Raw genomic sequence first — 13,491 nt, forward strand, 5'->3', positions numbered from 1 at the left:
AAGTTTTATATAACACTTTATATAACACTTTATACAACACAAGAAAGCAATTTTACTTGATCCCAAAGTCTTGATTAATAACTGTCAATTAAAGGAATTATAGAATGGCTCAACAAACAGTACTGTTCCCGAAGCACGTAGAAGCAGGGGCAAAAATGGTGGACTTCCATGGTTGGGATATGCCAATCAATTATGGTTCTCAGATTGCTGAACATAATGCTGTACGCGAAGATGCGGGTATGTTCGATGTGTCACACATGACGATCGTGGATATCAAAGGCTCTGATGCAAAGTCGTTCTTACGTTATTTACTTGCCAATGATGTGGCAAAATTAACTGTTTCTGGTAAAGCACTATATACCGGAATGTTACAACAAGATGGTGGGGTTATTGATGACCTTATCGTTTACTTCTTCAATGATGAATACTACCGTTTAGTGGTTAACTCAGCGACTCGTGTTAAAGATTTAGCATGGATCAACAAACAAGCTGCAGATTTCTCTGTTGCTGTTACTGAATTACCTGAACTGGCAATGATTGCTGTTCAAGGCCCTAAAGCGAAAGAAAAAGCCGCTACTGTATTCACAGCTGAGCAAAACGCTGCTGTTGAAGGCATGAAGCCTTTCTTTGGTGTACAAGCGGGTAGTTTGTTTATTGCTACAACGGGTTATACCGGTGAAGCAGGTTATGAAATAGTTGTTCCACAAGACCAAGCTTGCGATTTATGGCAGCAACTTGTGGACGCAGGGGTTCAACCAGCAGGTCTAGGCGCACGTGATACACTACGTCTTGAAGCTGGCATGAACCTTTATGGTTTAGATATGGATGAAACTGTATCTCCGCTAGCCGCTAACATGGGCTGGACGATTGCTTGGGAACCACAAGAACGTGACTTTATTGGTCGCGCAGCGCTAACTGCTCAAAAAGCAGAAGGCACTGACAAGCTTGTTGGTTTAGTTCTGGAAGCGAAAGGTATTTTACGTACTGGTCAAAAAGTCGTATTTACTAACGCTGCAGGCGAAGCATGTGAAGGCGTTATCACCAGTGGTAGCTTCTCACCTACGTTAGGTTACAGCATTGCATTTGCACGTGTTCCAGCATCAATCGGTGAAACGGCTGAAGTTGAAATGCGTAAGAAGTTGATAGCAGTTGCAGTGACTAAACCAGCGTTTGTTCGTAATGGTAAAAAACTAGTTTAGTGCTACGTTTGATTTAACTGAAAATTGTATGACGTAAGCTGAATTACAGCGCTTTCTTTTTATAAGAAAATGTCTAAGTGCTACTTATAAGGGATGGTATAAATTCCATTATAAGGAATAGCAATCATTCTGTTTATAAGAAACCGTAATTCAGTGTCTACAGCGTTACCAAATAAAAAACATAATCATTTAAGTATAAGACAAAAGGAATTTCAACAATGAGCAATATCCCAACTGAATTAAAATATGCATCTTCACACGAATGGGTTCGTAACGAAGGCGACGGTACGTTTACTGTCGGTATTTCTGACCATGCTCAAGGCCTTCTAGGTGACATGGTATTCATCGACTTACCAGATGTTGGTGATGAGATTGAAGCTGGCGAAGATTGCGCAGTAGGCGAATCTGTTAAAGCAGCATCAGATATCTACGCACCAATCAGTGGTGAAGTTGTTGCAATCAATGAAGAACTTGAAGACTCTCCAGAGCTAGTAAACTCGGATGCATTCGGCGAAGGCTGGTTGTTCCGCGTTAAAGCGTCTGACGAAAGCCAGCTAGAAGCGTTACTTGACGCAGCTGCTTACGGCGAGTCAATCGAAGACTAATTGTTGTTGAAACCCTGAGCTAGTCTCGGGGTTTTTTTTAAGTGTTTAAACTCTCTTTAAGTACTAAATTACGTTTATTAAACACTTACTTATTTTTGTAATAGTAAAAATACAGGGAATTGCATGAAAACCCATACCCCACTTGCCCATTTAGAGCAGATTGATAATTTCGCCCGTCGCCATATCGGTCCTTGCGACGAAGAAACTAAAGCAATGTTAACGAAAGTTGGCGCTGACTCTTTAGAAGACCTTATTCAACAAACTGTACCAAGCTCGATCTTATTGGCAGAAGACGTTGTTGCTGGCCATCAGTTATCTGAAGTTGCCGCACTGCAAGAATTAAAAGCCATCGCAGCGAAAAATACAGTAAACAAAAGCTACATTGGTATGGGCTATTACGGTACTAATGTGCCGAATGTTATCCTACGTAACGTATTCGAAAATCCAGGCTGGTACACGGCATATACGCCTTACCAACCAGAAATTGCACAAGGTCGTTTAGAAGCACTACTTAACTTCCAAACAATGACGTGTGATTTAACCGGCATGGACTTAGCAAGCGCATCACTGCTTGACGAAGCAACAGCAGCCGCTGAAGCGATGTCAATGTGTAAGCGTGTTTCTAAAAACAAAAAATCTGATAACTTCTTTATCGCCGACAGCGTACACCCACAAGTAGCTGATGTGATGATTGAACGTGCGGAGCACTTCGGTTTCACTATTATTCAAGGCCCAGCAGCAACAGCCGCTGAGCATGACTTGTTTGGTGCCGCACTACAGTATCCAGGTACGAACGGCGACGTAACAGACATCAGCGATATTATTGCTGCTATCCAAGCTAAAAAAGGTGTTGTTGCAGTTGGTTCTGATTTATTAGCTCTTACCCGCATTAAGTCACCTGCAGAACTGGGCGCAGACATCGCGTTTGGTAGTTCACAGCGCTTTGGTGTACCTATGGGTTATGGCGGTCCACACGCGGCGTTCTTCGCAACATGTGACAAACATAAACGTTCTATGCCTGGTCGTATCATTGGTGTATCTAAAGATACGCGTGATAAACCTGCACTGCGTATGGCAATGCAAACGCGCGAGCAACACATTCGCCGTGAAAAAGCCAACTCAAACATTTGTACCGCGCAGGTATTACTCGCGAACATGGCTGGTTTCTACGCAACATATCACGGTCCTCAAGGCCTGAAAGATATTGCTAAGCGTGTACACCGTTTTACTGATTTATTAGCAGCTGGTCTTGTTAAAGGTGGGTTAACACTCGCTCATGACACTTGGTTTGACACTATCACGGTTAAATGGGATAGCGAACTACCAGACAGCAAAGAAAAAGTAGTGACTCGTTCAATCGCTGCAGGTGTTAACTTCCGTATTGATGTCGAACATCAAGTGGGTATCAGCATCGATGAAACCATCACTCAAGCTGACCTAGCGACATTATTCGACGTATTACTTGGCGATGACCACGGTATCTCGATTGACGCACTAGAAGCTGAACTGGCTGCAACAGGTAGCACGTCTATCCCTGCATCAGTTGAACGTGAATCTGCATTCCTAACACACCCAGTATTTAATTCTCATCATTCTGAAACAGAAATGATGCGTTATATTAAATCTCTGGAAAATAAAGATTTAGCCCTTAACCATTCAATGATTTCATTAGGTTCTTGTACTATGAAATTGAATGCGGTTGCCGAAATGATCCCAGTAACATGGCCTGAATTCAGTAACATGCACCCGTTCTGCCCAGCAGATCAAGCGGTTGGTTATAAAGTGATGATTGACCTGTTAGAAGACTGGTTAGTTAGTATCACCGGCTACGATTACATGTCTATGCAACCAAACTCGGGTGCATCAGGTGAATATGCGGGTCTATTAGCTATTCACAAATACCATGAGTCACGTGGCGAATCGCACCGTAACATCTGTCTGATCCCTAGCTCGGCGCACGGTACTAACCCTGCATCTGCGCAAATGGCCGGTCTGAAAGTTGTGGTAACTAAGTGTGATGCCAACGGTAACGTTGACGTTGAAGACTTACGTGAAAAAGCGATTGAACTGAAAGATAACCTTTCTTGCATCATGATCACGTACCCATCGACGCACGGTGTATACGAAGAAACGATTAAAGAAATCTGTGAAATCATTCATGACAACGGCGGCCAAGTTTATATGGACGGCGCGAACATGAATGCACAGGTAGCATTAACATCTCCGGGCTCTATGGGTTCTGATGTTTCTCACCTTAACTTACACAAAACATTCGCTATCCCACACGGTGGCGGTGGTCCAGGTATGGGTCCTATCGGCGTTAAAGCACACTTAGCACCGTTCCTTGCCGGTCACAGCATTGCTGATACAGGTAAAGAAAGCCGTAATAATCGCGCGGTATCTGGTGCGCAGTTCGGTAGCGCCAGCATCTTGCCTATTACGTGGATGTACATCAACATGTTAGGTACGCAGGGTCTGAAAGCGTCTACACAGACAGCTATCTTGAATGCTAACTACCTAGCTCAAAACTTAGACCCACTGTTCCCTGTGCTTTATAAAGGCCGTAATGATCGTGTTGCTCACGAGTGCATCATTGATTTACGCCCACTTAAAGAAGCGACGGGTATCAGCGAGTCTGATGTTGCTAAACGTCTAATGGATTATGGTTTCCATGCGCCAACAATGAGCTTCCCAGTTGCGGGTACGCTAATGATTGAGCCGACTGAATCAGAATCTAAAGCTGAATTAGATCGCTTCATTCTAGCAATGACAGGCATCCGTGCTGAGATTGCTAAAGTTGAATCGGGTGAGTGGACTGCAGAACAAAGCCCACTCCATAACGCACCACACACATTAGCTGATATTGTTGACGCTAACTGGGATCGTGCTTATGACCGTGAAACTGCGGTTTACCCTGCTGCTTACGTGAAGAAAGACAAGTTCTGGCCTACTGTAAACCGCATCGATGATGTGTATGGCGACCGTAACTTATTCTGCTCATGCCCACCAATTGAATCGTATAACGATTAATTTTGGTTTGTGATGACTAGTAATTAAGTTTGTGACTGTTTTAATGAAGGTTGTGACCGTAATTAAGATTGTGACTAGCAGACACTAATTTGATAGTTTAGAAGCGAGTATTGTGAAAACGATATTCGCTTTTTTGTTCAAAAATTGTATCGGGGTATTTTCAATTAAGACAAACCAGCGTTGTACTTTGTATGAGAATCATCAATAAAATATTATCGAGTATCTTGCTCTGTAGATATTTAATTACTAAGCTAAATAAATTTAGAGCTGTGCCGTGATACTGTGATGCCATCCATCAAACTAGAGGTTATCCCTCTAATCGATGATTTATTTTATTCATATTAGTGTTTTATTCGTTCGAATAGTGGCTTCCAGCGTTCTTCACCACGGCCTGAAGAGTGAAGTATTGGAAGGGTGTTGTTAGGGCAATTTCTTGAAAAAACAATAAGTAAACCTTGTTCTTCATAACCCAGCGGTCTACTTTTATCTACGTTTATACCTAGCCGCTGGCAGAGTTCTTTTGCGGCATGAAATTCATCCATATTAGACCAAATAGAATTACCATCTTTAAATGCAAAGTGCTTTGAATCTAGAGTTTCACAAACAATTAGATCGCTATTTTCATCTAACTTAGACAACGAAGATCTAACTTGCTCCTCACCATTAGGAGTAGCACACACTACAGCTACTAATACTGTAATATTTTTATCGCGTAAAACAGCTCCGTTTCTGTCATAAAATGAGGTTAAGCCATCAGAAAGTGTATTTCCACTACCGATAAAATCATCAATAATTATAATTGTAGATATATCTGACGGTATACTCTGTGTTTTCTCAACAATGGAGTTTATTTCAGATATTTCTTTTACACATGTGGTACTAATTAAGTTTTCTTCAGCATAATAAGAGGCAAATTGGGAACCACTTTTTCCTGCACCATCAACATAAGTGATCCATATGTCTTTTCTTCTTTGAGCCTTTGAACGTTGTACAATAATAGGTAATTTTTTACGGACTCTCTCATGTAGAGATGTGAGGTTCTGTCTAATATCATGCTCACCAAAAAAACGAATGTTACGAAGTAAATTAAATAACAATCTCTGATGTATATGGCTGGGAACTTGAGAAAGCCATTGGCGTACTTCATGGATACCAAATTGCATCCCTCTATAACTTGGCCAACGTTCAAGTAATTCGTCTATTTCAACATCACTAATGTAGGCTTTATCTTCTTCTTTTTGTTTTTTCTCCGCTAGTTCATCACCTAACTGATCTGCTATTAATAGATTAAAACCTTGATTTACAAGCCAACGCTCAAATATTGGGATGACTATGCTATAGTGATTCCCGGTATCATACATAATACCTCGACGACAAAAATCCATTAGAATAGGTAGAACATCGGCTTCAGAAATTTGATTTGAATGAATATGGCTTTTTATATTTTCTACTGTTGTGTCAAGAGACAATCTTTTCACTCGAGCATATCCAACTAAAATTCTACATCGTTTTAATGTAATTATTTCAACTTCATCTAAATCACCTTGAATCCCATCTCGCCAAAAATGTTGAAAGGCATTTACATCTAATTCAGGAATTAGCGTTCCTACCGATTTTTCAACTTCTTCTAAAGATATTTCTGAATCTCGGCTCTGCACAGCGTTATCAAATACTTTTGAACAGATTTGCTTTGTGAAATATGGATGTCCATTCGTAATGTTATAGATAGCTCTAATAGCATTATCATGCCAAATAATGGTGTCTTTAATATTTGATTTAACTAAATCTTCATAGTCTTGCCATTCGTCATCTTGCTTAAAAATATCGAGTGATTCTCTAGAGAACTTATTAAGTTTTTCACCTTGAGATGCCATAACAAAAGACATCCTTTCAGCTCCAATTAGACAAAAAGACATGTTTCCTTTTCCACTCAATGAACGAATATTGAGAAAGAACGTTTCAGCTATTTCACTGTAGCGATATAGCTCTTGATTTATCTCATCGAACTCATCAATAATTATAAGAAATCGTTTCTTGGGTTCTAATTTTTGAAGCATCATTATTAATCTAGATAACGGTGCTAGCGAGCCATTCATTGGTGTGGATGACCAATTTACATCCTGAGGTAAATATTGAGACAGAAAAAATTCAATATTTTCGCCAAGGGCGTTCACTGTGCTCACCGCATCTGGATATTTAAAATCACCACATTCAATATTGAGTACATAATAATCAGAAAGAGTGTTTATTACAGAGTCCTCAACAGCTTTGGCTAAAGAGCTCTTCCCAACCCTACGCTGACCAGTAATGTAACTAGATTGCATTTTATTTTGAGTAAATCTAGATAATAGTCTATCAATTTTGTCCTTTCTTCCATAAAAATCTACACCAGTCGCTATATCTAAACTATATGGATTGGTGTGTTTTAATGAGTTCCAGTTTATATTGGCAGATTGAGAATTAATAGTTGCAGATAGGGATAGAATTTTTTCTTTGGTATCGCCAATTACCTCCCAGGATAATACGATATCTAATGTTACATCAGCAGTTGAAGAACAAATTGTGAATGATACAGGTAAAACAAAGTCTCCGGACTGTATGCTTCCAAGTTCGATATCTTCTGTATTTATCAGTACATTCTCATTGTTAGTTGATATATAAGATACAACTTTTTCTGCTATTCCTGGTCCCGTATTCCTTAATGGAATGAATATTCTTATTTCTTCATTTTCACGATGAAGTGGATATTTTTTTTCAAGTTCAAACTTGGTGCCATTCCTACTTTTAATTTCACACTTGAAGCGTTCTTTCGAACGTACTGCTTCAGATTCAATCACAGTCTGAATTTTTTCTAGAAATATTTGATAATAGTTTTTTGTAATAAAAGAAGACTTTTCATTACAGTATCTTACTTCGTCTTCTAGCAAGTCTGATAACTCTTTAAGCCTTCGAGTAAATGTTGAGTCAATAGACCTAGATAGCTCTACAATTTGTGTCAGAATCGCTTCAACAGAACCTCGAAGGTTCTGAAATTCATAAGGTGATAAATATGAATTTAGAGTCTTATCACCAAGCGACTTTAAAATCATCTGCTTTTCTGCTGATATACTTTCAATTTTTGCTGGAACTATACTTAAGCATTTTAGCTTTTCACAGCAGAAATCATGAACTTCGTATAGTTTGTCTAGTTTTTCAAAAGTTTGAAATTTTTTGTCAATATCGAACCTCTTATAAAAGTCTCCTAATACAGGTTCGAGAATATTTATAATTTTAGCGTCAGCTCCTGACCCAATTACTTGCTTTGGAAAAAAATTGGGTATGGAATTAAGTCTTAAAATTAGTATGGAAATATTTCGTCTATTTTTTTTTATGCCAGCCTCAGAAATCAACTGTATTGAATCAATCAAAGTAAGTGACTTATCTTCATCTACACCAGCGTAATGTTGTAGAGTGCTTCTAACAGAAAGTCGAGCTAACTTCAGGTCTTCATCTGAAGATTTTTCAGATAGGTTGTTTACCGCCGTCTCTATATCCAAAGCAGCTTGCAGTGTGTCCAAGGTTATCTCCAATATATTCAATGAGTTGATGTGAAACTAGTAATATTAAAGCTAACATAGACGTAAGATGTTGTCACCACTTAACCTTATGAATAAATACGTTTTTATTCATAATTTTACGAATTTAAGATATAGATCTTAGATAAATATAAGTCATCTCAAGTAACCAGTATTTATGTATAATAAAATGTATGAAAATTGCTATGAGCATATTAAAGGTAGTCTCTGTAATCACTCGATTCAAGGCAATTCAGAGTTAGTCTGGCTAACTTGTTCGCGGACAAAGCCTTGTTATATCGTTACAATTAAAAACTTATTACACAGCGTCAGATGACTTTATATGTCAACGGATTTCAATTTTCTAAAAATGTGTCTATATAAATGAATTAATTAACTTTTATGAGCATAATTATAAATGTAGAATAGAGATATCACTGATTCGTCGAAGGTTATTGAGCTTTGAAAGTTGAACCGTTACTAGAATTCCATTTTAACTATAGCAAGAACCGTAAGAATGCTGGTGAAGTATTTCACGCACTTGGTTACTTCATTGATGCGTACGTTGAGTTTGGTCAGATCATGGCTGATGCGATTGGTGACGACTTAGATTTTGAAATTCAGCTAACGAGCGTTACTGAAGGTTCAATAAAAGTTAGGTTTCTCAAATTTTTTGATGCTATTACCAGTCCTGATATTTTTATTTGTGACCTTAAAGGTGAGATTGGAACTTTGGATCAATTACAAGCAGTCACAGCCAAACAGAATAAGAGACTCTCAGAAACACTAAAGAGTAATAATAAGTACTCTGAGCGTATAGAACCAACGATTAATGATTTAAATGTCGCTTTGACTTTGGAAAAATGGACATTGGCGAATAAACAGCTTCAACAAGATGAAAGTATCACTATTGGAGATGTCGATGCCTTACCTGGCAATGTAATTAGTATTGATACTAGTTTTAGATTTACGGGTAGCCCAAAGGAAATGTTTAAGAATTTCGTTGGAAAGCATGATGGTGAAGAATATGTTGATGTTATTAGATCTTACCATCGAGGAGACCAGTACATGTGGCGTTTCCAGAATCGTAAAACTAGACTTGAATACAACGCACCAATTAAACATAAAAAATGGTTGCAAGAGTTCCATGAAGGTATCCATCAGGTAAACCCTGTAGATTGCTTACTTATTCACTCTAGTTATGAAGTTTGGCGAATTAACGGAAAAGATACTGTTACAAATGCTAAGGTTCTTGAAGTTATTGATGTAATCAAAGGCAGTGACTATCAACATGAAATCATTGAACGAGATTAAAGTTGTTGCAACATCGTATGTGTTTATCGCTATCCCTTTTCTTGTGATGATAACTATAAGGTTATTGACAGGGGATTGGCGGAACATAGTTATGGCTAGTGATTGGTCAATTGCAAGCGCAATGATTTATTCATCATGTATGTTTAACGTGTGGAACTCGACCAGAGGAGTCAATATTAATGACACTAGTCTGAAGTGGTTCATGTCGAAATCGCTAGCACTCGTATGTATTAATATAGCCGTCTATAGCGTTATTTTGCTTCGACCATCATTAACCGCAGGGTTTATTCAAATTGTGATTTTCTTGATAGCTACCATTTCGCACTTCAAATATGGCAGAGCGGCATACCGACTAAATAATAGGAACGAACCTTAGCTATTCCATCACTTTCTTAAGATTGATGTTGCTTATATTTAAATATAAACAGATACTTAATTTGCTTACAAAATTCCTCTGTTTACTTCACTATCAGATTTCCTATATTTGAATGTTACGTTAATTCCTCAATATTTTTAAATTGTTTAGTATTTCTTTTAACAGCCTAATCTAAAAAATATTAAAACCCCTCTCAAATTAATTTTCTACCTATCTGATTTATAGCAACTTTTGACCCACTGACATTTCATTACTTATTGATATAATATATCCCTATTATATCATATACTTAGGTGTTTTTGTAGACTGCTATTTTATGTTTCTTAGTGCTATAACTAGAACTTCAATTACGGAGTTTTTATGAGACATAAACAAGTACTCGCTTCAGCTGAGGTAATCAAGTCACTTAATGACTGGAAGCGTGAGATCGTTAAATCTGGTTGCTACATCCCTTTCATCACTGTGCGTAAAGTAAATAAGATTGGACGACGTCATTGGATTTTTTGCCCTCGGCAAAAACGACAGGTTCATCTGCTATCAGACGGTGAATTCCGCGCATACAAAATCCTTCTTTGGAAACCAAATGTCATATCTGTTGAAGAACAGTTCGCTTTAGATATAGATGAAACGCTTGATATTGCCGTGGCCGCTAACTTAATACACCCGCGTGATTGGAAAACTAACCTTGCACATGTGATGACGACAGATTTTGTCGTTACGATACGTCTGGATGATTATTCACAAAAACGAATTGCATATACGTTTAAATATTGGGATCAGATTTTCAAGCGATTAGATAACGGTGATGTCGAGAAAATTAAAGCACGTACTTGGCAAAAATTTGCCATCGAACGTGAGTATTGGCGTAAACGTAATGTGGAGTATCGCGTCATCACTGAACTTGATACGACTAAGATTTCTGCTTGGAATATTGAGTACTTTGAATTATCTCATGACTTGGTTGCCAGTGCTGACGAACTCAAAGAGTTTGGGTTGGCCTTTATCGAATCTTGGACTATTGAACCTAGAGCTGAACTACAGGATCACTTTGAATCAGTGCAACACCGAATCAACAAGCCTTACCAGCGTGTACAAAGCCTATTTCAGTACTCATGCTTGCACCACCTATTACCTGTTAAAACAGATAAATACATTCGCTTATTCCGCGCTGTGGAGTTGAGCTTATGATTTATGTGGGTCAGAAAATATATGATAGCGAGACGTCTCAGCTACTGAGAGTTTGTCATGTTAATTATCAGCTTAAATTAGCTGTAATTGCGGATATGAATATAGCTGGGAGTGCTGACAATATTTCTAAACCAGAAATTTGGAATTTTAACAGCATTGAAATACTCATCAAAAAAAAATCGGTACAGACATCTCAGTATGAACTGCCCGCTGAATTTTCATTTTCAGATAAATTTTTGATTCAGGAGGGCCGGCAAAAATGGCTTGATAGAAGAGACAAAAAATACCAAATAATTAAATCTCTTACGGCAGAATCGCACATTACTCAATATTTATATTATGGAGGGATCGCGAGTGAAGTTGAACTATTGCTTGAAGCTAACCTTGCCACTAATCCTGATAAAGCATGGAAAACTAAAGGAGCTTATTACAATACTTTGAATCGATACATTGTGTTTGGCTGTAATATTAATGCGCTATTACCATTTAAATTAAAAAATACAGGTAGTAATTACTTCCTTCCTGCCACTCCAGGTGTCGAGAATGTAAAACGAGGTCGCGGTGGGGCTGATAATCGTAATAGTCGCTCAAAGAGTATCGGTGTTACCCAGTTGCAAAAAGACAACTTAAAGGCTGTCGTGGCATTTGTAAAAGCAGATAAAAATAAAGAACACTTCCCCAAGTTTTCGTTTAAGAAAACGGCCGAAGTGTACCAAAATCTTTTTGAATCTTCAGAGGTTGAACGTGACGTCGACGGTGTAGTTAGCAGAACTTATGTTCCTTATGAGGAGAGCGCTTGCCTATCAGATGAACAGCTTCGATATCACCTAAAGCAAATTATCGATAAAACGTCTTATCTGAAAATTCAACATGGGCATATCGTTTATGAAAAAGATCATGCTGACCGTCAAGGTTCTGCGCACGAAGGTGTTATAGGCGCGACATATCGATATGAAACGGATGCTACTGTATTAGATACCTATATTCGATATCCGTTTGACACAACTGGGCGTCTTTCAATGGGGAGACCTGTTTTTTATATCGTTATTGATGTCTTTTCTACCATGATTGTTGGCTTTTATGTGGGCTTCGATGGACCAAATTGGACGGGAGCTTCACAGGCGCTTGTGAACGCTTGTTCGGACAAAGTTGAGTTTGCTGCTCGATATGGTGTTGAACTTAAAGAGGGGGATTGGCCCGCTTATTATGTACCAGTTCAAGTAACGGTTGATAATGGGACCGAACACACAAATAAAGTGATCGCATCGGCATTAAGTTCTGAGATCGGAGTGCGTGGATATAATTTCACGGCTGTATTCCGTGGTGATGCGAAAGGGACAGTGGAAAGTAAGTTTAACTGTTTGAATAAGCAAGCCATACATTTTGTACCTGGTGCCATTCCTGAAGCTGCGCCACGCGGTGAGCAACATCAGTCTAATCAATCACTATTGGATTACGACTCTCTTATCGCATTTTTAATACATGAAATTATTCATCACAATAACTCTGCGGATAGGCTCAAACGGTTTGATATTAACGCCGTTAGAAATGGTATTGATATAACACCTCAAGCTCTTTTTCTGCATAGCCTTTCGAAAGAAATGAACGGAGGTCGTGATGCAAGAAAAGAAGACGCTGGTCGTATTCATTGGGCCTTTTTACCTGAAGAAGAAGCTTCAGTGAGAGAAAATGGCATTTATTTAAAAGGTCTCGTTTATTACTCTGATTTTGCTAAACAAGCTGGCTGGTTCACTAAAGCTAAACATACAGGTGCATTCAAAATACCAGTAAAAAGACCACGAGATTGGAGTTCGAATATTTGGCACAAAACTACAGCTGGTCAGTATGTACGTTTTGATTTGAAGAGCGTCAATGGCGAAAGCCCATTTGTAGCGACTCATTGGGAACCTGTATTGCACCTTCTTGAACAATTCAAAGATAAAAGACATCAAAATAAAATTAATGCTAAGAGATTAAGACTATTTAAGGACGGATTACAGGCCAAAATCATGGAATATAATCAAGGTCAGATTGAATTAGCCCCTAAGAATACTCGCATTAGTATCCAACCAGGTATTAAAGGCCGTCAGGCAACTTATAAAGCGGTTGAGAAGCTTATTCATGCAATTGAGATGCATGAGGAGCTTATGGATGAAACACGTCTCTCTGATTGCTCTGGTCGAATTACTGAGCAAGACGATTTAGATAATGAAATGAATAGTTAG

General features: G+C 38.6%; 7 protein-coding genes. 6 read left to right on the forward strand and 1 reads right to left on the reverse strand.

The features are described from left to right. Nucleotides 1-104: 104 nt before the first annotated feature. From gcvT to gcvP, 3 genes are all read left to right on the forward strand, one after another. Nucleotides 105-1,199, forward strand: coding sequence for a glycine cleavage system aminomethyltransferase GcvT (gene gcvT, locus CXF93_RS21300; RefSeq protein ID WP_101064510.1), 1,095 nt, complete (start codon nt 105-107; stop codon nt 1,197-1,199). 218 nt (nt 1,200-1,417) lie between these two features. Further along, nucleotides 1,418-1,804 carry a glycine cleavage system protein GcvH gene (gene gcvH / locus CXF93_RS21305; protein ID WP_101064511.1) on the forward strand — a complete coding sequence of 129 codons (387 nt, stop codon included), beginning with the start codon at nt 1,418-1,420 and terminating at the stop codon, nt 1,802-1,804. 123 nt (nt 1,805-1,927) lie between these two features. Then, nucleotides 1,928-4,834, forward strand: coding sequence for an aminomethyl-transferring glycine dehydrogenase (gene gcvP, locus CXF93_RS21310; protein ID WP_101064512.1), 2,907 nt, complete (start codon nt 1,928-1,930; stop codon nt 4,832-4,834). 341 nt (nt 4,835-5,175) lie between these two features. Here the strand turns inward: gcvP and CXF93_RS21315 are convergent, their stop codons facing one another. Then, nucleotides 5,176-8,391 (reverse strand): ATP-binding protein, encoded by a 3,216-nt coding sequence (locus tag CXF93_RS21315; protein ID WP_101064513.1) that lies wholly within the window; start codon nt 8,389-8,391, stop codon nt 5,176-5,178. 459 nt (nt 8,392-8,850) lie between these two features. Here CXF93_RS21315 and CXF93_RS21320 point away from each other — a divergent pair, with 459 nt between their 5' ends. From CXF93_RS21320 to CXF93_RS21335, 3 genes are all read left to right on the forward strand, one after another. After that, nucleotides 8,851-9,702: a hypothetical protein gene (locus tag CXF93_RS21320; RefSeq protein WP_101064514.1), complete on the forward strand. Its 852-nt coding sequence runs from the start codon at nt 8,851-8,853 to the stop codon at nt 9,700-9,702. A gap of 736 nt (nt 9,703-10,438) precedes the next feature. Next, a complete protein-coding gene (locus tag CXF93_RS21330; RefSeq protein WP_101064516.1) occupies nt 10,439-11,266 on the forward strand; it encodes a TnsA endonuclease N-terminal domain-containing protein in 828 nt (275 codons plus the stop codon). After that, nucleotides 11,263-13,491 carry a hypothetical protein gene (locus CXF93_RS21335; RefSeq protein WP_101064517.1) on the forward strand — a complete coding sequence of 743 codons (2,229 nt, stop codon included), beginning with the start codon at nt 11,263-11,265 and terminating at the stop codon, nt 13,489-13,491. The genes CXF93_RS21330 and CXF93_RS21335 overlap by 4 nt, the downstream gene beginning before the upstream one ends.

Source organism: Moritella sp. Urea-trap-13 (assembly GCF_002836355.1).
Lineage (GTDB): Bacteria > Pseudomonadota > Gammaproteobacteria > Enterobacterales > Moritellaceae > Moritella.

Coding starts and splice junctions, on each gene's coding strand:
- gcvT (WP_101064510.1), top strand. CDS start 105: ATGGCTCAACAAACAGTACTGTTCCCGAAGCACGTAGAAGCAGGGGCA.
- gcvH (WP_101064511.1), top strand. CDS start 1,418: ATGAGCAATATCCCAACTGAATTAAAATATGCATCTTCACACGAATGG.
- gcvP (WP_101064512.1), top strand. CDS start 1,928: ATGAAAACCCATACCCCACTTGCCCATTTAGAGCAGATTGATAATTTC.
- CXF93_RS21330 (WP_101064516.1), top strand. CDS start 10,439: ATGAGACATAAACAAGTACTCGCTTCAGCTGAGGTAATCAAGTCACTT.
- CXF93_RS21335 (WP_101064517.1), top strand. CDS start 11,263: ATGATTTATGTGGGTCAGAAAATATATGATAGCGAGACGTCTCAGCTA.